17 protein-coding genes are annotated in these 21,445 nt (G+C 66.0%); 11 read left to right on the top strand and 6 right to left on the bottom strand.

Going from position 1 to position 21,445, the window contains the following annotated elements:
* On the bottom strand, positions 1–1,320 hold the full coding sequence (locus QOU61_RS36665; RefSeq protein ID WP_289656032.1) for an ActS/PrrB/RegB family redox-sensitive histidine kinase: 1,320 nt from the start codon (positions 1,318–1,320) through the stop codon (positions 1–3).
* Positions 1,321–1,432: 112 nt separating this feature from the next.
* Between QOU61_RS36665 and QOU61_RS36660 the strand changes: the two genes are divergently transcribed.
* From QOU61_RS36660 to QOU61_RS36645, 4 genes are all read left to right on the top strand, one after another.
* Positions 1,433–2,224, top strand: a complete 792-nt coding sequence (locus QOU61_RS36660) for an ABC transporter ATP-binding protein (RefSeq protein WP_289656031.1) — start codon at positions 1,433–1,435, stop codon at positions 2,222–2,224.
* Complete coding sequence (locus QOU61_RS36655) at positions 2,221–3,045, top strand: ABC transporter permease (protein WP_289656030.1); 825 nt, start codon at positions 2,221–2,223, stop codon at positions 3,043–3,045. The genes QOU61_RS36660 and QOU61_RS36655 overlap by 4 nt, the downstream gene beginning before the upstream one ends.
* A gap of 124 nt (positions 3,046–3,169) precedes the next feature.
* On the top strand, positions 3,170–4,498 hold the full coding sequence (locus QOU61_RS36650; protein WP_289656029.1) for a polyhydroxyalkanoate depolymerase: 1,329 nt from the start codon (positions 3,170–3,172) through the stop codon (positions 4,496–4,498).
* A gap of 237 nt (positions 4,499–4,735) precedes the next feature.
* Positions 4,736–5,575 (top strand): M48 family metallopeptidase, encoded by an 840-nt coding sequence (locus tag QOU61_RS36645; RefSeq protein WP_289656028.1) that lies wholly within the window; start codon positions 4,736–4,738, stop codon positions 5,573–5,575.
* 46 nt (positions 5,576–5,621) lie between these two features.
* On the opposite strand, the gene QOU61_RS36640 is transcribed toward QOU61_RS36645, so the two are convergent.
* Positions 5,622–7,835 (bottom strand): transglycosylase domain-containing protein, encoded by a 2,214-nt coding sequence (locus QOU61_RS36640; RefSeq protein WP_289656027.1) that lies wholly within the window; start codon positions 7,833–7,835, stop codon positions 5,622–5,624.
* Between the two features lie 299 nt (positions 7,836–8,134).
* On the opposite strand from QOU61_RS36640, the gene QOU61_RS36635 reads away from it, so the two are divergent.
* Positions 8,135–8,560, top strand: coding sequence for a DUF1330 domain-containing protein (locus QOU61_RS36635; protein ID WP_289656026.1), 426 nt, complete (start codon positions 8,135–8,137; stop codon positions 8,558–8,560).
* Between the two features lie 205 nt (positions 8,561–8,765).
* Here QOU61_RS36635 and QOU61_RS36630 read toward each other — a convergent pair whose 3' ends face one another.
* The gene (locus tag QOU61_RS36630) at positions 8,766–9,992 is read right to left on the bottom strand and encodes an ABC transporter substrate-binding protein (RefSeq protein ID WP_289656025.1); all 1,227 of its coding nucleotides are present in this window, start codon (positions 9,990–9,992) and stop codon (positions 8,766–8,768) included.
* A 139-nt stretch (positions 9,993–10,131) separates the two neighbouring features.
* On the bottom strand, positions 10,132–10,494 hold the full coding sequence (locus QOU61_RS36625; protein WP_289662094.1) for a DUF1304 domain-containing protein: 363 nt from the start codon (positions 10,492–10,494) through the stop codon (positions 10,132–10,134).
* A gap of 85 nt (positions 10,495–10,579) precedes the next feature.
* Here QOU61_RS36625 and QOU61_RS36620 point away from each other — a divergent pair, with 85 nt between their 5' ends.
* On the top strand, positions 10,580–11,128 hold the full coding sequence (locus tag QOU61_RS36620) for a methylated-DNA--[protein]-cysteine S-methyltransferase (protein ID WP_289656024.1): 549 nt from the start codon (positions 10,580–10,582) through the stop codon (positions 11,126–11,128).
* A gap of 241 nt (positions 11,129–11,369) precedes the next feature.
* Here the strand turns inward: QOU61_RS36620 and QOU61_RS36615 are convergent, their stop codons facing one another.
* Positions 11,370–14,165: a [protein-PII] uridylyltransferase gene (locus QOU61_RS36615; protein ID WP_289656023.1), complete on the bottom strand. Its 2,796-nt coding sequence runs from the start codon at positions 14,163–14,165 to the stop codon at positions 11,370–11,372.
* Positions 14,166–14,365: 200 nt separating this feature from the next.
* Here QOU61_RS36615 and QOU61_RS36610 point away from each other — a divergent pair, with 200 nt between their 5' ends.
* The 5 genes from QOU61_RS36610 (at position 14,366) to QOU61_RS36590 (ending at position 18,504) form a co-directional block, all read left to right on the top strand.
* The gene (locus tag QOU61_RS36610; RefSeq protein ID WP_289656022.1) at positions 14,366–15,337 is read left to right on the top strand and encodes an aliphatic sulfonate ABC transporter substrate-binding protein; all 972 of its coding nucleotides are present in this window, start codon (positions 14,366–14,368) and stop codon (positions 15,335–15,337) included.
* Positions 15,338–15,408: 71 nt separating this feature from the next.
* Entirely contained in the window at positions 15,409–16,257 is an 849-nt protein-coding gene (locus QOU61_RS36605) for an ABC transporter permease (protein ID WP_289656021.1), read from the top strand.
* Complete coding sequence (locus tag QOU61_RS36600) at positions 16,258–17,043, top strand: ABC transporter ATP-binding protein (RefSeq protein WP_289656020.1); 786 nt, start codon at positions 16,258–16,260, stop codon at positions 17,041–17,043.
* A gap of 55 nt (positions 17,044–17,098) precedes the next feature.
* Complete coding sequence (locus QOU61_RS36595; RefSeq protein ID WP_289656019.1) at positions 17,099–17,608, top strand: OsmC family protein; 510 nt, start codon at positions 17,099–17,101, stop codon at positions 17,606–17,608.
* Positions 17,609–17,709: 101 nt separating this feature from the next.
* Positions 17,710–18,504 carry a hypothetical protein gene (locus QOU61_RS36590; RefSeq protein WP_289656018.1) on the top strand — a complete coding sequence of 265 codons (795 nt, stop codon included), beginning with the start codon at positions 17,710–17,712 and terminating at the stop codon, positions 18,502–18,504.
* Between the two features lie 137 nt (positions 18,505–18,641).
* Here QOU61_RS36590 and mutS read toward each other — a convergent pair whose 3' ends face one another.
* The gene (gene mutS, locus QOU61_RS36585) at positions 18,642–21,383 is read right to left on the bottom strand and encodes a DNA mismatch repair protein MutS (protein WP_289656017.1); all 2,742 of its coding nucleotides are present in this window, start codon (positions 21,381–21,383) and stop codon (positions 18,642–18,644) included.
* Positions 21,384–21,445 lie beyond the last annotated feature (62 nt).

Raw genomic sequence — 21,445 nt, 5'->3', positions numbered from 1 at the left:
TCAGGATGTCGCGTCTGGCGCGCTTTCGGACTCCTCGAACTGGCTGCGCGGCCAGATGATCTGCACCACCGCGCCGTGATCGGGAAATGTCCGGTTGGCGAACGACACCTTGGCGCCGGTGCGCTCCAGCAAGGTGCGGGCGATAAACACGCCCAGTCCCAGCCCCTGATGGCCCTGGTTGTCATCGGCGCCGCGGCGCCGTGACAGATACGGCTCGCCGATCCGGTTCAGCAGGTCGGGTGCGATGCCCGGCCCGTCGTCGGAAATCTCGATCTCGACGATGTCGTTATTCCACCAGGCGTTCACCTCCACGGCCGAGCGCGCAAAATCGACGGCGTTCTCCAGGATGTTGCCGACGCCGTAGAGAATCGCAGGATTGCGCGCGCCGACCGGCTCGCGGGTCGGTGCGACCGCGATGCGCACCTTGATGGCGACGCCGAAATCGCGATGCGGTGCCACCGCCTCCTCGATCAGCGTCGACAGCTTCATGTTGTCGAACGGCGCGCCGCTGGAGGACAGCTCGGTGATCTTGGCAAGGATGTCGCGGCAGCGCTGCGCCTGCTCGCGCAGCATCTTCAGTTCGCCGGCGATCTGGCCATCCTTGACGGTCTTCTCCAGCTCCTTGGCGATCAGGAAGATGGTCGCGAGCGGGGTGCCGAGCTCGTGCGCGGCGGCGGCGGCAAGCCCGTCGATCTGGGTGAGATGCTGCTCGCGCGTCAGCACCAGCTCGGTCGCGGCCAGCGCGTCGGACAGCTTGCGCGCCTCCTCCGTCACCTGGAAGGCGTAGAGGCTGGTGACGCCGATCGCGAGCACGATCGAGAGCCAGACCCCCAACAGATAGATCGGCGGCAGCATCAGCGGCTCGTCGGAATCCCAGGGCAGCGGCAGGTGGAAGAACACCAGCACCGAGGCGCAGGCCACGGCGAGCAGGCCGAGCGCGATCGTGAGCCGCACCGGCAGCGCGGTCGCGGAAATCAGCACCGGGACCAGGAACAGGAACGAGAACGGGTTTTCCAGGCCGCCGGTGAAATAGAGCAGCGCCCCGAGCTCGACGATATTGAGCGCCAACAGTGCGGCGGCATAGACCGGTTCCAGCCGCTGCATCGGATTGAAGGCGATCTGCAGCGCGAGATTGAGTGCGGCGGCGGCGCCGATGACGGCGATGCAGGGCACGATCGGGACATCGAATTCGAGGCCCTGTGCGACGATGAAGATCGCCGCCAATTGTCCGAGCGCGGCAAGCCAGCGCAGCCGCAGGATGGTGTCGAGCCGGACATGGCGGCGCGGATGGCGGAAATCGGAGGCGGCGATGTCGGTCATGGGCCAAGCTTTAGAGCATGATCCTGCGGCGATCACAAACGTGCCTACCCGCATGCGAAACGTCGCTGGGAGCCTTGCGCTCCCCGCCGTGATGGCCCAATGAACGACGCTGATGGCGCAAATTGACGCACTCGCCGTTTCGCAGCCTCGCGCCGGCTCTTCCGGGCCGGCGATCGAGGTTTCGCACCTCATCAAGATCTACAAGACGACGCGCGCCGTCGACGATCTCTCCTTCTCGATCAGGCGCGGCAGCATCACCGGCCTGCTCGGCGGCAACGGCGCCGGCAAGACCACGACGATCGCGATGATCATGGGCCTGGTGCTGCCGACCTCCGGCCGCGTCCGGGTGCTCGGCCATGCCATGCCGGAGGAAAGCGCTGCGGTGCTCGGGCGGATGAACTTCGAGAGCCCCTATGTCGACATGCCGATGCGGCTTACGGTGCGGCAGAACCTCACCGTGTTCGGCCGCCTCTATGCGGTCGCGGACTTGCGCGAGCGGATCGCGGAGCTTGCCGCCGATCTCGATCTGACCGAATTCCTCGATCGCGCCAACGGCAAGCTGTCGGCGGGACAGAAGACGCGCGTGGCGCTGGCGAAGGCGCTGATCAACCGGCCCGAATTGCTCCTGCTCGACGAGCCGACCGCCTCGCTCGACCCCGATACGGCCGACTGGGTGCGGCAGCACCTGGAAGATTATCGCAAGCGCCATAGCGCGACGATCCTGCTCGCCTCCCACAACATGCTCGAGGTGGAGCGGCTCTGCGACCGCGTCATCATCCTGAAGCGCGGCCGCATCGAGGATGACGACAGCCCGCCGGCGATCATGGCGCGCTACAACCGGACGACGCTGGAGGAGGTGTTTCTCGACGTCGCGCGCGGCCGCACGCGGGAGGCCGCGACATGAGCGAGCTTGCGGTCCGCCGGAATGGCGGCATCGCGCCGCACCGCATCGGCGCGATGATCCTGCGCTACTGGTACCTGCTGATGTCGTCGTGGCCGCGGCTGCTCGAATTGTTGTACTGGCCGGCGCTCCAGGTGATCACCTGGGGTTTCCTGCAAACCTATATCGCCGCCAATGCCGGTTTCTTCGCCCGCGCCGGCGGCACGCTGATCGGCGCGGTCATCCTGTGGGACATCCTGTTCCGCGGCCAGCTCGGCTTTTCGATCTCGTTCCTGGAAGAGATGTGGGCGCGCAATCTCGGCAACCTGATGATGAGCCCGCTCAAGCCGGTCGAGTTCCTGCTGGCGCTGATGGCGATGAGCCTGATCCGGCTCGCGATCGGCGTGATCCCGATGACGCTGCTCGCGCTATTCCTGTTTCACTTCAATTTCTATGCGCTAGGCCTGCCGCTGATCGCCTTCTTCTGCAACCTGATCTTCACGAGCTGGTCGGTCGGAATCTTCGTGTCCGGGCTCGTGCTGCGCAACGGGCTGGGGGCCGAGAGCATCGTCTGGACGCTGATGTTCGCGGTGATGCCGCTCGCCTGCATCTATTATCCGGTCAGTGTGCTGCCGCACTGGCTGCAGGTCATCGCCTGGGCGCTGCCGCCGACCTACGTGTTCGAGGGCATGCGGGCGCTCCTGATCGGGGGCGTCTTCCGGATCGACCTGATGCTCTATGCGCTGGCGATCAATGCCGCGCTGCTCCTGGCGTCGTTTGCGGCATTCCTTGCCCTTTTGCGGAGCGCCCGCATTCACGGATCGCTGCTGGCGGGTGGGGAATAGGTCACTTTCCCGTGGATTTCCGGGCTTCTGCGGTGGCGCCCGTGGCGGGACAAGCCCATCTTCACATTGACGCAATATTACGCATTCGGCATTATGCTGCGATGCAAAAGGGGATTGAGCGATAATGCCGATAGGCGAATTTGGTAATGCGCCGCCATTAGCGGGCCAAGGCAGTCCGGCGCTGACGACGCCGATGTACTGGATGTACGAGATGGCGCATGCGTCGCTCAACCCGGCGCGGGCGGTGACGGACGCGACCAAGATCCTGTTCCAGAACCCGCTCAATCCATGGTCGCACACCGAGTTCGGCAAGTCGGTGGCGGCGGCCTGCGAACTGTTCGAGCGCACCACGCGCCGCTACGGCAAGCCGGAATGGGGCATCCACGACACTGAGGTCAATGGCATCCGTACGGCAGTCGAGATCCGCACCGTCTGGGAAAAGCCGTTCTGCCGGCTGCTCTACTTCGACCGCAAGCTGACCCGGCCGTTGCGCCATCCGCAGCCGCGGGTGCTGATCGTGGCGCCGATGTCCGGCCACTATGCGACGCTCTTGCGCGGCACGGTGGAAGCGTTCCTGCCGACCCACGAGGTCTACATCACCGATTGGGCGGACGCCCGCATGGTGCCGCTGGCGGCGGGCCGTTTCGATCTCGACGACTATGTCGATTATATCATCGAGATGCTGCACGAGCTCGGCGGCAACATGCACGTCATTGCGGTGTGCCAGCCGTCGGTGCCGGTGGTGGCGGCGGTTTCCATCATGGAAGCGCGGCGCGACCCCTTCGTGCCGATCTCGATGACGCTGATGGGCGGACCGATCGATACCCGCCGCAACCCGACCGCGGTCAACAAGGTCGCGGAAGAGCGCGGCATCGAATGGTTCCGCCGCAACGTCATCACCAAGGTGCCGTTCCCGAATCCCGGCGTGATGCGCGACGTCTATCCGGGCTTCCTGCAGCTTAATGGCTTCATTTCGATGAACCTCGACCGCCACATGGACGCGCACAAGCAGTTGTTCGCGCACCTCGTGAAGGGCGACGGCGATCTCGTCGACAAGCACCGCGACTTCTACGACGAATATCTCGCGGTGATGGACCTCACCGCGGAATATTACCTGCAGACGGTGGAGACGGTGTTCGTCCGTCACGCGCTGCCCAAGGGCGAGATGACCCACCGCGGCATTCCGGTCGATCCAACCCGGATCATGCGCGTGGCGCTGATGACGGTCGAAGGCGAGAACGACGACATTTCCGGCCTCGGCCAGACCGAAGCGACCCACGGCCTGTGCAAATCGATCCCCGCGCATCGCCGTGTGCACTATGTGCAGAAGGGCGTCGGACATTACGGCGTGTTCAACGGCTCGCGATTCAAGTCGGAAATCGTGCCGCGCATCTCCGATTTCATGATGTCGTCGGCGAATCCGAAGTCGCTGCTGGCGCTCGCGGCCGAATAGCGGCGCATAACGCCGCTGTTCATCTGAACAAGCGGGCTGGTCCCGTCCGCGGGCGAATCGGGGTGGCCCATAAGCCCCTGATCCGCCACGCGGAACAGGGCATTTTGCGTCCACCGAAGTAATGAGTGTGACATCATTTCTTCGGTGGTACTGGATGCCGCAGTTCCCGCCGAAATTTTTGCACGAGACCCCAGCCCGTAGAGGCTGGCGCAGGGGCAACCCCTGTATATTGGGCAAATGATTTGTTTTTGCGCCGAGCGATTTCACTGGCGGCGGATATGGCAGAATCCGGGCGATTTCCTCCCTCCCGGATTGACGGACATGGCCGCCCGCGCGCTCCTCTATCGGCGCCCCGCCGAACCCTCGACTGTTTTGGTCCGACACGGCTCGCAGTTCTTCGCGATCAAGCTGCGCCGGCACCGGCGCGCGCGGCGCTATACCTTGCGCATCCACCCCACGGACCGCGAAGCCATCCTGACCATGCCGCCGCGCGGCACGCTGATCGAAGCCAAGGAGTTCGCGCAGATCCATGGCGGCTGGATCGCCGCGCGCCTCGGAAGGTTGCCGAAGGCCGCGCCGTTTCAGGCCGGCACCGTGGTGCCGCTGCGTGGGCTCGCGCACCGGATCGTGCATCGCGCCGGCGAGCGCGGCACCGTGTGGACGGAGCTGCGCGACAGCGGCGAGCGCGTGCTGTGCGCGGCCGGCGGCCATGAGCATATCGAACGGCGCGTGCTCGATTATCTCAAGCGCGAGGCGCGCAAGGATCTGCATAAGGCGGCGCAGGGCTATGCCGAGGAGCTCGGCGTGCGCGTCAAGCGGCTCTCGATCCGCGACCAGTCGAGCCGCTGGGGTTCCTGCACGTCGGCCGGATCGCTGTCATTCTCCTGGCGGCTGATTCTGGCGCCGCCCTACGTGCTGGATTACCTCGCCGCCCACGAAGTCGCGCATCTCGTCGAGATGAACCACTCGCCGCGGTTCTGGAAGGTTGTGGGGCGCATCTGCCCCTATGTCGAGCGCGCCAAGGCATGGCTCGACACCCACGGCAACGACCTGCATCGCTACGGCATCAGGGACTAGCCGCCGCCGCGAGCAATCGTTCGGTCACGGCCTGCTGCGCAAGCCCTTACCTGCCGCCAAACAGCCGGTCCACCAGCCAGCCGTCGAGGCCCGCCGCGGCCTCGGGCCGCGCCGAGGTCCGCGTCGGCTGCGGCCGGCCCGCGCTGCCCATGGGCGCGGGCGGCATCGGCACCTGCCCGGAAGACACGGGCGGCGCGCTCGGTGCGGTGGCCTGCGCGAGGTTGCCGAGGAAGCCCGCTTGCGCATGCGGCAGGCTCGCGACCGGCACACCCTGATGCGCCGCGCGCATGAAGCGTGTCCACACTTCCACCGGCAGGCCGCCGCCGGTCGCCTTCCTGGTGGGCGAATTGTCGTCATTGCCGAGCCAGACGCCGGTGACGAGATAGGGGGTGTAGCCGACGAACCAGGCGTCGCGGAAATCCTGGCTGGTGCCGGTCTTGCCGGCGGCGGTCCAGCCGGGGATTTCGGCCTTGCGCGCGGTGCCCGAGATCAGCGTCTCCTGCATCATGGTGTTCATCATCGCGACACTGCGGGGGTCGATGACCTGGCCGAGCTGGTCAGGCTGGCGCGCATAGAGCACCTTGCCGTCGAGCGTGCGAATCTTCGTCACCACATGCGGGGAGATGCCGAACCCGCCATTGGCGAAGGGCGCATAGGCGCCGACCAGCTCGAGCACCGAGACTTCCGAGGTGCCGAGCGCGATCGAGGCGTTGGGCTCGAGCTTCGAGGCGATGCCGAGCCGATGCGCGGTGCGCACCACGTTCTTCGGCCCCACCTCGAGCCCGAGCCGCACCGCGACCGTGTTGAGCGACATCGCGAGCGCCTGCGTCAGCGTCACCGCGCCGAAATATTCATGGCCGTAGTTCTCGGGCTTCCAGCCCTTGATATCGAGCGGCGCGTCCTGCCGGATGGTGTCCGGCGTCAGCCCGGCCTCGACCGCGGTGAGGTAGACGAACGGCTTGAACGCCGAGCCCGGCTGCCGCTTGGCCGTCACCGCGCGGTTGTACTGGCTTTCGGCATAGTTGCGGCCGCCGACCATCGCGCGCACCGCGCCGTCCGGCGTCATCGCCACCAAAGCGCCCTGGCTGACATTGAACTTGACGCTCTTTGCCGCGAGCTCGTCGATCACGGCGGCTTCCGCCACGCTTTGCAGCTTGGGATCGATCGTGGTCTCCACCACGATCGACTGCTCGACCTGCCCGACCAGGTCGTCGAGCACCTCGCCGATCCAGTCCGCGACATAGTTGACGGTGCCTGCGCCGGCCGGCTTCACGTTGACGGCAAAATGCCCGATCGAGGTCTTGGCCTGCGCGTCCGTGATGAATTTGGCGTCGGCCATGGCGGCCAGCACGATCTGCGCGCGCTGCTCGGCGCCTTCGGGGTTGCGGTTCGGCGCCAGCCGCGACGGCGACTTGACAAGGCCGGCGAGCATCGCGGCTTCCGCAAGCGTCACATTCTTCGCCGACTTGCCGAAATAGCGCTGCGCGGCCGCCTCGACGCCATAGGCGCCGGAGCCGAAATAGACGCGGTTCAGGTAAAGCTCGAGAATCTCGGCCTTGGAATGCTTGCGCTCCAGCCACAGCGCGAGCTCGGCCTCCTGCAACTTCCGCTGAAGCGTGCGCTCCTGGGTCAGGAACAGGTTTTTCGCAAGCTGCTGGGTCAGGGTCGAGCCGCCCTGCGAGACGCCGCGGTGCAGGACGTTCGCCACCGCCGCCCGCAAGATGCCGACGGGATCGATGCCGTAATGCGAATAGAAGCGGCGGTCCTCGATCGCGATGAAGGCCTTTGGCAGGTAGGGCGGCAGGTCCTTCAGCGCGACATTGGCGCCGGCCATCTCGCCGCGCTGGGCCAGCACGCTGCCGTCCAGCCCCGTGATCTCGATGGTCGGAGGCCGCTTGGGGATTTCCAGCGACTGGATGGGCGGCAGATGCGCGCCGACCCAGACCACGACGCCGACCGCTGCGATCACGCCCCACAGCGACAGCACTGCGCCCCAGTAGATCAGCCTTCCGATGCCGGGGCGCGCGCGCGATTTCGACCGCCGCCTGGCTCCGCCGCGGCTCGCCTTCGGCTTGCGCTCGCGCGGCGGCGGCTCGTCGTCGTCATCGTCGTCGACCGGCCGCCTGGCAGAGGACTTCTTCGGCTTTTCGTCGGCGTCCGGGATACGGTCCTGCGGCGACAGCCGCAGATCGGCCAGCGCCGCCGCGAGGCCAAAGCGTGGCTCCTTGCGCCCGCCAGTCTTTTTCCGTCCCCACGCCATACTTGAAAAACGCCCACGCCGCTCCTGCGCGAACGCTAGCCTTGGGAGTTTAAGGCGCGGTTACCGGGAGGTTAACGCGCAATTAGGACTAGTGCCCGTTTTCCGACGTTCGTTATCTGTTGCAGCACCCTCCAGCACGAACGTCGGAAAGCAATGGGCACTAGCAACGCTATAAATCCAGTGCCGTTTATCGATTTGAAGTTCCCGATCGAATTCGCCGCTTGCACTGCAGGAACTTCAAATCGACGGCGCCGGCGGGCGGGCGTGCTAGGGTAGGGCTGAGCGGAGGGAGAAACGTGATGGGCCATATCGATCCGACCAAGGAAGTGTTCGCGCAGTTCCGGGCCAATGACCGGCCGGGTCCGATCCACATGCTCAACCTGGTGCGGCTCAAGAAGGAGGCCGCCTATCCCGATGGCCGCAAGGCGAGCGGCGCCGAGGCCTATGCGGCCTATGGCCGCGACAGCGGACCGGTATTCACGCGGCTCGGCGGGCGGATCGTCTGGCAGGGCAGGTTCGAGCTGATGCTGATCGGCCCTACGGAGGAGCGCTGGGACCACTGCTTCATCGCCGAATATCCAAGCGTTGCCGCCTTTGTCGAGATGATCCGCGATCCCGTCTATCGCGAGGCGGTCAAGCATCGCCAGGCTGCTGTCGAGGATTCCCGGCTGATCCGGCTCGGCGTGCTGCCAACCGGCAAGAATTTCGGGGAGGTGCCCTCGTAAAGGAGCGTAAAGTGGGTCGCTGACGCGTGATGAAGCTTGATTGAATCGATCCGCATTCGATTTCCACCTCCCCTTGAAAAGGGGAGGTCGGTTTGCTCCGTCAGGAGCAAAGCGGGAGGGGATCGAGCGGTCGGGTAGCGTGGAAGATGCGACCCCCTCCCCAACCCTCCCCCTTTCAGGGGGAGGGAGTAGGACAGAGCCCCGCTCAGCCCGCAGCCCCCGTGTCCTCGATGATCGGACCGAACAGCTCCCAGCGTTCGCCGTTGAAGCGTTCCATCTGGAGCTGCTTGTTGACGCGGTAGTCGGTCGGCGAGGTGTTGACCCGGATGCCGGGCAGCGCCATGTCGAGCTCGACATTCTTGAGCGAGGTCGCCTGCTTCATGACGTTCTCGCGCGTCAGGTCGTCGCCGCACTGCTTCAACGTGTAGACCAGAAGTTGCGCGGTGGAATAGCCGTAGGTGTTGAACAGCGAGTTCTTGTCGCCGTCGGGGTAATACTTGGTCATGAAGTCCAGATACTTCTTCATGCCGGCGTCGTCCTTCCAGGTCGGATCCAGCGGATCCTTGCCGTAGTTGACGCTGATCACGCCCTTGGAGGCCTCGGCGCCGGCGGGCAGCATCACCGCGCCGACGGAGGTGGCGTTGATGTCGAGGATGTGCACCGGCTTCCAGCCGATCTCGTAGTTCTTCTTGATGGCCTGCGCGGCCTGCTTCGGCGTCGAGGCCGAGAAGAACAGGTCGGCGCCGGTCGACTTCAGTTTCAGGATCTGCGAGTCGATGGTCGGATCGGACACCTCGTAGGAGGCTTCGCCCACGATCATGGTCGATGCCTTGTCGCCGAGCCCGGCCTTCAGGCCGTTCAGATAGTCCTTGCCGAGGTCGTCATTCTGATAGAGCACGCCGACCTTGGCGTTCGGATATTGCTTGAGGATGTACTGGCCGTAGATGCGGCCCTCCACGAAGTAGTTCGGGTTGTAGCCCATCGTCCACGGGAAGTTCTTGGGGTCGGTGAACTTGGAGGCGCCGGTTGCCGCGAACAGCTGCGGCACCTTCTTGCCGTTGAGATATTTCTGCACGGCCGCGTTGGACGGCGTGCCGATGATCTGGAAGGTCAGCAGCACCTCGTCGTCCTCGACCAGCTTGCGCACCTGCTCGACCGCCTTCGGCGGCGAGTAGGCGTCGTCATACTGGATCAGCTTGATCTTGCGGCCGTTGATGCCGCCCTGATCGTTGATCATGTTGATGTAGGCGGCCTGCGCCTTGCCGATCGTGGCATAGGCCGATGCGGGGCCTGAGAACGGCACGGTCTGGCCGACCTTGATCTCGGTGTCGGTCGCGCCGGTGTCGTATTTCTTCTGCGCGTAGGCCGACGGCGCCGAGAGCGCCAGAGCCAGCGCCGTGCCGGTGACCAGGTGAAAGATTCCGTTCCTCATGTCGCAGCGTTCCTCCCGGGTTATGGATTGTGCCGATGGTCTCGGCCGGACCTGTCCGGTTCTTCGCCATCGCTGGGGCGGAGTGTGGAGGAAGCCATGCCGCAACGCAAGATGACCGGCGGCCGAAAGGTAAATGGCGCTACGCCAGCCAGAGCAGGATCAGCGCGAGCACGGCAGGCAGCGCCTGCACATAAAGGATGCGGCGGCTGACGGTGGCCGCGCCGTAGATGCCAGCGACGATTACGCAGAGCAGGAAGAATATCTTGATCTGGAAGGCAAAGGCCGGAACACCGTGGACCAGGCCCCAGATCAGGCCGGCGGCAAGGAAGCCGTTATAAAGGCCCTGGTTGGCGGCGAGCACCGCGGAATCGGTCGCCTTCTCGAGGGACTGGCGGAAGGTCCTCAGCCCCAGCGGCTTGGTCCAGAGGAACATCTCCAGCACGAGGAAATAGAGATGCAGCGCGGCGACCACCGCGACCAGCGCATTGGCGACAAGCATCATGGTCATTCCCCCCGGATTTCGGGTGGACGCTAGCATGGCGCGCGTGAAAAGTACGGCCACCCCCTGCTGTCCCCGGGTAACCGCAATGGCCGCGAAGAAATCCGACAACACCGTCCGGGCGGACCCGCCTGAATCGTTCACGCTCGACCGGCTGGAAACGCCGATCGGCATGGCGCTGATCGTGACCGACGAGAAGGGCGTACTGCGCGCGCTCGACTGGGAGGACTACGAGGCGCGGATGCGCGAACTGCTGCGGCTGCAATACGGCCGCTTCGATTTGAAGGAACGCCGCGCGCCGCGCGAGGTCCGGGATGCGCTCGCCGGCTATTTCAGGGGCGATCTCGGTCGGCTTGCCGACATCAAATGGCGCGTCGCCGGCACGCCGTTCCAGCGCAAGGTCTGGACTGCGCTGCCCAAAATCCCGGTCGGCCAAACCATGAGCTACGGCGCGCTCGCAGCTCAGCTCGGCGTGCCCCGCGCGATGCGCGCGGTCGGCCATGCCAACGGTTCAAACCCGATCAGCGTGGTGGTGCCCTGCCATCGCCTGATCGGCGCCGACGGCTCGCTGGTCAAATATGGCGGCGGATTGCATCGCAAGCGCTGGCTGCTCGCGCATGAGGGCGTGGCGGTTTAGCCGAATCCGAAAAGCGTAGGGTGGGCAAAGGCGTGTTAGCGCCGTGCCCACCATTTAGCACTGGATTCGATTTCACGAATGGTGGGCACGCTTCGCTTTGCCCACCCTACGATCTGCACCGTAAGCACTGGCTGCTCGCGCATGAAGGGGGCGCGGTTTGAGGAGGATACGTATGGCACCTCTCCCTCTCCCCGCTTGCGGGGAGAGGTGAAGGGCAGGCTCCGCCAGCCGCCGTCGATGATCAAGCGGCGGGCTTGGCCACCGCGCCGTCGCTCGCGAGCAGGTGCAAGAGCGCGCTCTTGATCGCGGCCTGCCGGGTCGGCGCCGTGATCTGTGCGCCCAGCAGGTCGGTGACGTAGAACACGTCGCGCGCGCGCTCGCCGAAGGTCGCGACATGGGCTGAGGCGATGTTGAGGTTGAGCTTCGAGATCGCGGTGGTCAGCTCGTAGAGCAGGCCCGGGCGGTCGAGGCCGGACACCTCGATCACGGTGTAGCGATCCGACCACTGGTTGTTGATGATCACTTCGGGCTCGACCACGAAGGGCCGCGCCTTGCCGCGGGTGGCGGCGCGTCGCGCCACCACTTCCGGCAGCCGCAGCTTGCCTTCGAGCACGTCCTCGATCATCTCGCCGATCCGGGTGGCGCGGCGGCCCTCGTCCTCGTCGCGGTCGTATTCCCTCGAGATCGCGATGGTGTCGAGCGCGCGGCCGTCGGTCGTGGTGTAGATCTGGGCGTCGACGATGTTGGCGCCGGCGGATGCGCAGGCCCCCGCGATGATCGACAGCAGCCAGGGGTGGTCGGTCGCGAGAATCGTCAGCTCGGTGACGGCGCGCGATTCGTCGAAGCCGACATTGATCGCGAGCTTGTGGCCGGCCTGCTCGGCCGAGCGGATGAAGCGGGCGTGGCGGAGCTTGTGCTGCAGGTCGACCTTGAGCCAGTAGGCCGGATAATGCCGCGCGATATAGGCGTTGAGCTCGGCCTCCGGCCATTCGGTGAAGGCGGCACGGAACTCCGCCTGCGCCACGGCGATGCGCTGGGCGCGGTTCACCTCCGAGAAGCCGCCGGTGAGCACCGGCTCGGTCTCGTAGTAGAGCGTGCGCAGAAGCTGCGCCTTCCAGCCGTTCCACACCCCCGGTCCGACGCCGCGGATGTCGGCGGTGGTGAGGATCGTGAGCAGCTTCATCTGCTCGACCGACTGCACGACGGCGGCGAAATTCTCGATGGTGCGGCGGTCGGAGAGATCGCGCGACTGCGCCACGGTCGACATCGTCAGATGTTCCTCGATCAGCCAGGCCACGAGCTCGGTGTCGGCGGCGGAAAAGCCGAGCCGCGGGCACAGCCGTCGCGCCACCTTGGCGCCGGCGATCGAATGGTCCTCGGGCCTTCCCTTGGCGATGTCGTGCAACAGCGTCGTGATGTAGATCACCGGGCGATGCTCCGGGCGGATCTTGCGCATCAGGTCGCTGGCGACGGTGAATTCGTCATTGCCGCCGCGCTCGATCTCCTGCAGGAAGCCGACGCAGCGGATCAGGTGCTCGTCCACCGTGTAGTGGTGGTACATGTTGAACTGCATCATCGACACGATCTTGCCGAAGGCGCGGATGAAATGACCGAGCACGCCGGTCTCGTTCATCCGCCGCAGCACCGTCTCGGCGTCGTTCGAGGTCAGGATCTCCATGAACAGGCGGTTGGCTTCCGGATTCTCGCGGAGCTGCGTGTTCACGAGCTTCAGCGAGCGCGTCACGGTGCGCATCGCGTCGGGATGGAAGGCGAGGTTGTTCTTCTGCGCGAGCCGGAAGATCCGGATCAGGTTGACCGGGTCCTGCTTGAACACGTCGGGCGCGGCGAGGTTGATGCGGTTGTTGTCGACGATGAAGTCGTCGCTCTCGGGCACCCGCCGCCGGTGGCTGGCGGGCCGCAACCGCGCCATGAAGCGGCTCAGCACCGGCGCGGGCTTGGCCTGCTGGTCCTCCAGCTTGGCGCACAGGATCGCGGTGAGGTTGCCGACTTCCTTGGCGACCAGGAAGTAATGCTTCATGAAGCGCTCGACATCCTGCATGCCGGGATGGCTGGTGTAGCCGAGGCGGACTGCGATCTCGCGCTGCATGTCGAACGACAGCCGCTCCTCCGCGCGCCCGGCGAAGAAATGCAGGTTGCAGCGCACCGACCACAGGAAATCGGCGCAGCGGCGGAAGGTGCGGTATTCCTGGGCGTCGAACACGCCGCGCTCCAGCAGCTCCTCGGTGTCGCGCACGCGGTAGACATATTTCGCGATCCAGAACAGCGTGTGCAGGTCGCGCAGGCCGCCCTTGCCGTCCTTGACGTTGGGCTCGACCAGATAGCGCGACTGGCCGGCGCGGCGGTGCCGCTCCTCGCGCTCGGCGAGCTTCGCGGTGACGAATTCCGCCGCGGTGCCCTGCACCACTTCCTTGTCGAAGCGCTCCACCAGCTCGTCATAGAGCTGCTTGTCGCCGGTCAGAAACCGCGTCTCCAGGATCGCGGTGCGGATCGTCATGTCGCCGCGCGCCTGCCGGATCGACTCGTCGATCGAGCGCGTCGCGTGCCCGACCTTCAGCCCCATGTCCCACAGGCAATACAGGATGGCTTCGGCGACCTGCTCGCCCCAGGCGGTCTGCTTATAGGGCAGGATGAACAACAGATCGATGTCCGACTCCGGCGCCATCAGCCCGCGGCCATAGCCGCCGGTCGCAACCACCGCCATGCGCTCGGCGCCGGAGGGGATCGGCGAGCGGTAGAGGTGCTGGGTCGCTGCAGAGAACAGGATGCGGATGATCTCGTCCTGCACGAAGCAGAGTCGCTCGGCGCAGCGGCGGCCGTGGCGATCCTTCAGCAGCAGGTTTTGTGCGGTGGCACGCGCCGCAAGCAACTCGGCCTTGAGGAACTGGGCGACGGCGGCGCGGAACATGTCTTCGCGCCCGGAATGCTTCTCGGCGAGCGCGTCGACCGCGGCGGCCACCCGCGCGGTTTCGAAACGCTCGTCCGTTTCCGGGGGTGCCTCTGTCACCACGCTATCCATGATCCATCCCGATAAAGGACGCCGCTTCCGCTGTCACGGGACAATCGCCGGCACCGGCGGGACTAGCAGTAAATCCATGCTGGATTCACTGTCTTTTGAGCAAAGCGGTTCTCGGCAAGTCATGATCGTTGCAGCTTTTTTCTGGTTGACCTCAGTTCATAACTCATTGAAATAACGTAAAATTTCTCTGGAGGGTGGATATGGCTAAACTTTCGCGGCGCGCAATAGGCGTGCTTCTCGCCGCGTTCCTGATGCCGTCGGCTGCGTTCGCCGCCGATGCGCCGAAGGAAATCCGGCTGGACTGGGCGACTTACAACCCGGTGTCGCTGGTGTTGAAGCAGCAGGGCTTGCTCGAGAAGGAGTTCGCGAAAGACGGCATCAGCATTGTCTGGGTGCAGTCGGCCGGCTCGAACAAGGCGCTCGAGTTCCTCAACGCGGGCTCGATCGATTTCGGTTCGACCGCGGGCTCGGCGGCGCTGGTCGCGAAGATCAACGGCAATCCGATCAAATCCATCTACGTCTATTCCCGCCCCGAATGGACCGCCCTGGTCACGACCAAAGACTCGAAGATCGCGAGCGTGGCCGATCTCAAGGGCAAGCGCGTCGCGGTGACCCGCGGCACCGATCCGCACATCTTCCTGGTGCGTGCGCTGCTCTCCGCCGGCCTCTCCGAAAAGGACATCACGCCGGTCTTGCTGCAGCATGCCGACGGCAAGACCGCGCTGATCCGCGGCGATGTCGACGCCTGGGCCGGGCTTGATCCGATGATGGCGCAGGCCGAAATCGAGGACGGCGCGAAGCTGTTCTACCGCAAGGCCGATGCCAACACCTGGGGCATCCTCAATGTGCGCGAGCAGTTCCTGAAGGACCATCCCGACATCGTCCGCCGCGTGCTCGCAACTTACGAGGAGGCGCGCAAATATTCGCTCGGCCACTATGACGAGCTGAAGAAGACCTTCATCGCGGTCACCAAGCTGCCGGACAACGTCGTCGACAAGCAGCTCAAGGAGCGCACCGAATTGACCCATAGCCGGATCGGCGCGCCGCAGCGCGATTCCATCCTCGCGGCGGGCATCGCGCTCCAGCAGGCCGGCGTCATCGACGCCAAGGTCGACGTCAAGGCGGCGCTGGACTCGCTGATCGACGACCAGGTGCCGCTGCCGACGAATTGATGATCTCTCTTACCCTCCCCCTCAAGGGGAGGGTGGTCACCTTGCAATCGCCGACAAGAAGCGCTTCAGCTATGGCCATGACCGTCGAACTGCCGGCACTTGCGGAAACCGAAGCGGCGCCGCCGCGCGCGCGGGCGCGGCTTGCCCGCTATGCGCGCCCCGCGCTCGGGCTGGTGGTGCCGGTCACGCTGGCGGCGGCGTGGGAGCTGATCGTCTGGCTCGGCTGGTCCAGCGGACGGCTGGTGCCGCCGCCCTCAAAAGTCTTTGCGACCATCCTCGAGCTTGCGCAAAGCGGCGAGCTCACGCGCCACATCGCCGCCACGCTATGGCGCGTCGGCGCCGGCTTCGGCCTCGGCGTCGTCGCGGGCACCGTGCTTGGCGCGATTTCGGGCTATTGGGGGCTGGCGCGGCGACTGCTTGATCCGACGATCCAGGCATTGCGGGCGATCCCCTCGCTCGCCTGGGTGCCGCTGTTCATCCTCTGGCTCGGCATTTTCGAGACCTCGAAAGTCGCCCTGATCGCGATCGGCGTGTTCTTTCCTGTCTATCTCGGCGTCATGGGCGGGATCCTGTCGGTGGACCGCAAGATGGTCGAGGTCGGCCGCGTCTTCCGTCTCTCGGGCCCCGCGATGATCCGGCGCATCTTGCTGCCGGCGGTGCTGCCGGCCTATGTCGTCTCGCTGCGCGTCGGCCTCGGCCTTGGCTGGATGTTCGTGGTCGCCGCCGAGCTGATGGGTGCGTCCGAAGGGCTCGGCTATCTCCTGCTCGACGGCCAGCAGCTCGGCAAGCCCGCGCAGATTCTCGCCGCCATCGTGATCTTCGCCATCATCGGCAAGGCGACCGACTGGCTGATCGAGATTGCGACCGCGCCGCTGCTGCGCTGGCAAGACGCCTTCGGCGGACAGAGCGGGGGCAAGTAGATGCTGGCGCTCAACCAGGTCGGCAAGACCTATCCGAACGGCGTCAACGCGCTGCAGCGCTTTTCCGCCGAGATCCGCTTAGGGGAGATCATCGCCATCATCGGCGGCTCCGGCTGCGGCAAGTCCACGCTGCTGCGCGCCGTCGCGGGGCTCGACCGCGCCACCTCGGGCGCGGTGACGCTGGATGGCGAGGCGATCACGGCGCCGCATGCCAAGATCGGCATCATCTTCCAGGAGCCGCGGCTTTTGCCTTGGCTTTCGGTCGCCGACAATATCGGCTTCGGGCTTGCCGAGCTGCCGGCCGAGGTCAGGCGCGAAAAGGTGGCGCGCGCGCTCGACCGGGTCGGTCTCGCCGACAAGGCCGATGCCTGGCCGCGCGAGCTCTCCGGCGGGCAGGCCCAGCGGGTCGCGATCGCGCGTGCGCTGGTGCCGCAGCCGGAAGTGCTGCTGCTGGATGAGCCGTTCTCCGCGCTCGATGCCTTCACCCGGCGCGACCTGCAGGACCATCTGCTCGACCTCTGGGCCGATACGCGGCCGACGCTCATTCTGGTGACCCACGATGTGGATGAAGCGGTCGTGCTCGCCGATCGCGTGCTCGTGATGCGGCCGCGGCCGGGCCGGCTGTTCGAGGAGATCATCGTCAGCCTGGCGCGGCCGCGCGACCGCAATTCGCCGCTGTTCGAGAATTTCAAGCGGCGGGTGCTGACCGCGCTCGACCGCTCGCTCGACCGCAACGTGCCCGATCGTGACGCCAAATCGACGGCCGGCGAAGCGATGTGGTGGTGACAGCGAGGCCTTTTCCGGATTACATCCCCCGTCGCAAAAACAACGGGAGAAAGCCGTGGACGCCGCAGAACTCCGCGCCATGCAGGCGCCGATCAAGGAGCGCTACAAGACCGATCCCAAGGCCGCCATCATCACGCTGAAGGCCAGAGGCTCGACCGACAGCGACGGCATCGCCTGCAAGGTCGAGACCGGCCGGGCGCTGGCGGTTGCAGGATTGCATCCGGCGACCGGCGGATCGGGGCTGGAACTTTGCTCCGGCGACATGCTGTTGGAGGCGCTGGTCGCCTGCGCCGGCGTCACCCTGAAATCGGTTGCGACCGCGATCGACGTGCCCTTGAGGCAGGGCCTCGTCCTCGCCGAGGGCGATCTCGATTTCCGCGGCACGCTCGGCGTCGACAAGGATACTCCGGTCGGTTTCGCCGAAATCCGCCTGCGCTTCGACGTCGAGACCGACGCGCCGCAGGACAAGCTCGATCTGTTGCTGAAGCTCACCGAGCGCTATTGCGTGGTCTATCAGACCATCAAGAACGGGCCGAAGGTGTCGGTCAGCATGCGGCGAATCTAGCTCGGCGTCGTCTCCGCCTTCCGCAAAATCGACGCCTGTGGTTATCCGTCCCGGGTCGCGCTGTCGCTTGCCCGGGACGACGACAAAAATAAACAACAAGAATGTCCCCCGAACTCCACTTCCTCCTGGCGCTAGCCGTCCGCATGGCGATCACCGCCGCCTTCGTGGTGTCGGCGTCTATGATCACCGAGCGCTCGGGGCCGGTGATCGGCGCGCTGGTGGCGACGCTGCCGGTTTCCGCGGGGCCCACCTACATCTTTCTCGCGCTCGACCATGATTCGGCGTTCATCGCGCAAGGCGCGCTCGCGGGCCTGCCGGTCAATGCGGTGACGATCTATATGGGGCTCACCTACGTGCTGCTGGCGCAGCGCCACAGCGCGCTCGTCAGCTGCTCGGCCGCCGTTCTCGTCTGGGTGGCGCTCGCCTTCGTCCTGCGCCAGTTCGACTGGTCGCTCACCGGCGGCATCCTCGCCAACATCGTCACCTTTGCGATCTGCGTGCCGGTGATGCAGCGCTACCGCCATGTGAAGATGCCGCCGATCGCGCGGCGCTGGTACGACGCGCCGCTGCGCGCATCGCTGGTGGCGACCCTTGTCGCCGTCGTCGTCACGCTGTCGGGCCGGGTCGGCCCCGTCATCAGCGGCACCATCGCGCTGTTTCCGATCGTCTTCACCTCGATGATGCTGATCCTGCATCCGCGCATCGGCGGACCGCCGACCGCGGCTGTCATCGCCAACGGCGCCTGGGGCCTGATGGGTTTTGGGCTTGCGATCGCCGTGCTGCATGTCGCCGCGCTGCGGTTTGGCTCGGCCGCCGGCCTGAGCCTCGCGCTTTTGACATGCATCGCCTGGAATCTCGGCCTGTGGTGGAACAGCCGGCGCAAGGCGGTGCGATAGCTGCCGTCATTGCGAGGAGCGGAGCGACGAGGCAATCCAGTGATGTAGGGTGGGCTAAGCGGAGCGAGCCCACCGGTTGATCGGCACGGCGCTTGCGCGCCTCTGCCCACCCTACGATTGCTCGGGGACAAGAAGACTTAGTTCTTCGGCAGCTTCGCCCGCAGCGCATAGAGCGCATCCAGCGCCTCGCGCGGCGACATCTCGTCCGGGTGCAGCACCTTGACCGCCTCGATCAGGAGCTCGGCCTCGCTCGGCGGCGCGGGTTCGCTCGCGGCGCGCGAAGGCACCGCGAACAGCGGCAGATCGTCGGCAAGCGCGCGCGCCGTCTGGCCGCGGTCCTGCGCCTCGAGCTTTGCCAGCACCGCCTTGGCGCGCGCGATCACCGGCGGCGGCAGGCCCGCGAGCTTGGCGACCTGAATGCCGTAGGAGCGGTCGGCCGAGCCGGGCAGCACCTCGTGCAGGAACACGACGTCGCCCTGCCATTCCTTCACCCGCACAGTGGCGTTGAATAGGCGCGGCAGCTTTGCCGAGAGCGCGGTCAGCTCATGATAATGCGTGGCGAACAGGGTGCGGCAGCGGTTGGTCTCGTGCAGATGCTCGATCGCGGCCCAGGCGATCGAGAGCCCGTCGAAGGTCGCGGTGCCGCGCCCGATTTCGTCCAGGATCACGAGCGACCGCTCGCTCGCCTGATTGAGGATCGCCGCCGTCTCGACCATCTCGACCATGAAGGTGGAACGGCCGCGGGCGAGATCATCGGCCGCGCCAACCCGCGAGAACAGCCGGTCGACGATGCCGATTCGGGCACGCGTCGCCGGCACGAAGGAGCCGATCTGCGCCATCAGCGCGATCAGCGCGTTCTGGCGCAGGAAGGTCGATTTGCCCGCCATGTTCGGCCCGGTCACGAGCCAGATCTGGCCCGAGTGCTGGCCTGGCGCGGGCGACAGGTCGCAGGTGTTGGCGATGAAGGGTGCCCCGTCGCGCTTCAAGGCCTGCTCGACCACGGGATGGCGGCCGGCTTCGATCGCAAAGCCCAGGGAGGCGTCGACCTCGGGCCGCACATAATTGTCGTCGATCGCAAGCTTTGCGAGCGCGGTTGCGACATCGAGCCGCGCGAAGGCATGCGCGGCGTCGCGCAAATCGTCGCTTGCCGCGAGCGCCTTGGCCGCGAGGCGATCGAAGATTTGAAGCTCCAGGTTCAATGCGCGCTCGCCGGCATTGGCGATCTTGGCCTCGGTCTCGCCGAGCTCTGACGTGGTGAAGCGCACCTGCCCCGCCAGCGTCTGGCGATGGATGAAGGTCGCATTCAAGGGCGGCGTCATCAGCTTGTCGCCGTGTTGGGCGGTGACCTCGACGAAATAGCCGAGCACGTTGTTGTGACGGATTTTCAGGCCCTTGATGCCGGTGTCGTCGGCATAGCGCGCCTGCATTGCGGCCACCACGAGGCGCGAGGCGTCGCGCAGATTGCGCGCCTCGTCGAGCGCGGGCTCATAGCCTTCGCGCACGAAGCCGCCGTCGCGCTTGATCAGCGGCAGTTGTTCGGCGAGCGCAGAGGCGAATTCGGCCGCCAGCTCCCGCGATGGCCGCGCCAGCGCCTCGATCACATCGGCGATTTCCTGCGGCGGCTGGTCAAGCTCGGCCAGCCGCGCCAGCGCCTGGTCCGCGGCAAGGATGCCGTCGCGAATGCCGGCGAGGTCGCGTGGGCCGCCGCGTCCGACCGACAGCCGCGCCAGCGCCCGCGACATGTCGGGCGCGCCGCGCAGGATGGAGCGGATGTCCTCGCGCGCGGCCGAGTCCGAAACGAAGGTCGCAACCGCATCCAGCCGTCGCGCGATCTGCGCGGCATCGGTCAAGGGCGCGGCGAGGCGCTGCGCCAGAAGCCGTGAGCCCGCCGGCGTCACCGTGCAGTCGATGGCATCGAGCAGCGAACCGCGCCGCTCGCCTGCAAGCGTGCGCGTCAGCTCGAGATTGGCGCGGGTCGCCGGATCGATCGCCATGGTGGTGCCGACCGCCTCACGCGACGGCGGCGACAGCGGCGGGCGCTTGCCGACCTGGGTGCGGTCGATATAGGTGACGGCGGCGGCCGCGGCCGTCGCCTCGAGCCGCGACATCGCCGCAAGCCCGTCCGTGGTCGCGATCGCGAAATAATCGCACAGCCGCCGTTCGGCGGTGGAACTGTCGAACACGTCGCGGGTCAGCGGCGTCACGGCGGAGAGTTCGCGCCAGAGCGGGCCGAGCTCGGAGTCGGAATAGAGCGCGTCGGTGACGATCACCTCGTTGGGGTTGATGCGCGCCAGCGTCGCGGCAAGCTCGCCGCTTGCGCATTCCGTGACCATGAATTCCGAGGTCGAGATGTCGATCCAGGCAAGTCCGAAGCGGTCGGCTCCGCCGGAGGCGCGGGCGCGCGCCACCGCCAGCAGGTAGTTGTTGGTCCGCGCATCGAGCAGCGTGTCCTCGGTGAGCGTGCCCGGAGTGACCAGCCGCACCACGTCGCGGCGCACCACGCTCTTGTTGCCGCGGGCGCGCGCGGCGGCCGGATCCTCCATCTGCTCGCAGACCGCGACGCGAAAACCCTTTTCGATCAGCCGGTGCAGGTAATCGTCGGCGCGTTCCACCGGCACGCCGCACATCGGGATGTCGGCGCCCTGATGCTTGCCGCGCTTGGTCAGCATGATGCCGAGCGCTTTCGAGGCGCTCTCGGCGTCCTCGAAGAACAACTCGTAGAAATCCCCCATGCGATAGAACAGGAGCAGGCCCGGATGGGCGGCCTTGATCTCGAGGTATTGCTCCATCATCGGCGTGACGCGCGCCGGCGTGTCCGCCGTCTGCGCCGGCTCGGCCGATGGGGTGGCTGGAACGGGAAGGGGCTGCTGGACCGTCATGGGAGGCGCAACCTATCGTCTTTCGCTGGCCCGTCCTATCGCTTTGCCCGCCACTTGCGGGT

It is taken from the genome of Bradyrhizobium sp. NP1 (assembly GCF_030378205.1).
Lineage (GTDB): Bacteria > Pseudomonadota > Alphaproteobacteria > Rhizobiales > Xanthobacteraceae > Bradyrhizobium.
Note: the sequence above shows the minus strand (reverse complement) of the source record. Positions and strands in the feature narration are given on the sequence as shown.

Excerpts from the sequence above, each read along its gene's own strand:
- QOU61_RS36640 (WP_289656027.1), bottom strand. The coding sequence starts at position 7,835 with ATGGCGTGGGGACGGAAAAAGACTGGCGGGCGCAAGGAGCCACGCTTT.
- QOU61_RS36635 (WP_289656026.1), top strand. The coding sequence starts at position 8,135 with ATGGGCCATATCGATCCGACCAAGGAAGTGTTCGCGCAGTTCCGGGCC.
- QOU61_RS36630 (WP_289656025.1), bottom strand. The coding sequence starts at position 9,992 with ATGAGGAACGGAATCTTTCACCTGGTCACCGGCACGGCGCTGGCTCTG.
- QOU61_RS36645 (WP_289656028.1), top strand. The coding sequence starts at position 4,736 with ATGATTTGTTTTTGCGCCGAGCGATTTCACTGGCGGCGGATATGGCAG.
- QOU61_RS36600 (WP_289656020.1), top strand. The coding sequence starts at position 16,258 with ATGCTGGCGCTCAACCAGGTCGGCAAGACCTATCCGAACGGCGTCAAC.
- mutS (WP_289656017.1), bottom strand. The coding sequence starts at position 21,383 with ATGACGGTCCAGCAGCCCCTTCCCGTTCCAGCCACCCCATCGGCCGAG.
- QOU61_RS36615 (WP_289656023.1), bottom strand. The coding sequence starts at position 14,165 with ATGGATAGCGTGGTGACAGAGGCACCCCCGGAAACGGACGAGCGTTTC.
- QOU61_RS36665 (WP_289656032.1), bottom strand. The coding sequence starts at position 1,320 with ATGACCGACATCGCCGCCTCCGATTTCCGCCATCCGCGCCGCCATGTC.
- QOU61_RS36590 (WP_289656018.1), top strand. The coding sequence starts at position 17,710 with ATGTCCCCCGAACTCCACTTCCTCCTGGCGCTAGCCGTCCGCATGGCG.
- QOU61_RS36650 (WP_289656029.1), top strand. The coding sequence starts at position 3,170 with ATGCCGATAGGCGAATTTGGTAATGCGCCGCCATTAGCGGGCCAAGGC.
- QOU61_RS36660 (WP_289656031.1), top strand. The coding sequence starts at position 1,433 with ATGGCGCAAATTGACGCACTCGCCGTTTCGCAGCCTCGCGCCGGCTCT.
- QOU61_RS36605 (WP_289656021.1), top strand. The coding sequence starts at position 15,409 with ATGGCCATGACCGTCGAACTGCCGGCACTTGCGGAAACCGAAGCGGCG.
- QOU61_RS36625 (WP_289662094.1), bottom strand. The coding sequence starts at position 10,494 with ATGATGCTTGTCGCCAATGCGCTGGTCGCGGTGGTCGCCGCGCTGCAT.
- QOU61_RS36655 (WP_289656030.1), top strand. The coding sequence starts at position 2,221 with ATGAGCGAGCTTGCGGTCCGCCGGAATGGCGGCATCGCGCCGCACCGC.
- QOU61_RS36610 (WP_289656022.1), top strand. The coding sequence starts at position 14,366 with ATGGCTAAACTTTCGCGGCGCGCAATAGGCGTGCTTCTCGCCGCGTTC.
- QOU61_RS36620 (WP_289656024.1), top strand. The coding sequence starts at position 10,580 with ATGGCCGCGAAGAAATCCGACAACACCGTCCGGGCGGACCCGCCTGAA.